Consider the following 583-nt stretch of genomic DNA (forward strand, 5'->3'; position numbering starts at 1 on the left):
AATGGGGGAGTTCAGCGGATCGCTCATGACGCGGCTCCTTTCGCGTTTGGTGTAATGTCAGGCGTATGACGCGCGGCCCACATGCCGATTAGCATGAAGGGGACAAAGACCAGCGTACCAGTCGCGGCGGCAGGCAATGAGGTCAGCGCGGGGCCGGGGCAGAAACCGCCCAACCCCCAGCCAATGCCAAAGATCGCCGCACCGGTTAGCAGTTTCGGCTCCAGATCGGTGCGGGTCGGCACGCGGAACTTGCTGTCAAACATCGGCGTTTGCCGGTTGCGGAACAGCAGCGCAAAGCCGGGCGCAGTCACCGCAATGGCCCCGCCCATGACAAAGGCAAGGCTTGGATCCCATGTGCCAAAGACGTCAAGAAAATTGAGGACCTTCGCTGGGTTTGCCATGCCCGAGACGATCAGACCAAGCCCAAAGATCAGGCCAGAGAGGAGTGCGAAAAGCTGTTTCATATCAAGCTCCGATCAAATGACGCATGACGAAAACCGTGGCAAAGGCTGTCACCATAAAGGTCACTGTGGCCACGATGGACCGCGCCGAGCCACGGCTGATCCCGCAGACCCCATGGCCC

2 protein-coding genes are annotated in these 583 nt (G+C 60.0%); both read right to left on the reverse strand.

The annotated features are described in order from the left end of the window. Window positions 1-23 precede the first annotated feature (23 nt). Window positions 24-464 carry a DUF6691 family protein gene (locus Q7C20_RS26900; RefSeq protein ID WP_375071211.1) on the reverse strand — a complete coding sequence of 147 codons (441 nt, stop codon included), beginning with the start codon at window positions 462-464 and terminating at the stop codon, window positions 24-26. A 1-nt stretch (window position 465) separates the two neighbouring features. Next, window positions 466-583 (reverse strand): YeeE/YedE family protein (locus Q7C20_RS26905; protein WP_375071212.1); only part of this gene is annotated, 118 nt, incomplete at its 5' end.

Source organism: Pseudomonas sp. AMR01, assembly GCF_041946035.1.
GTDB classification, from domain to species: Bacteria; Pseudomonadota; Gammaproteobacteria; order Pseudomonadales; family Pseudomonadaceae; genus Aquipseudomonas; species Aquipseudomonas antarctica_B.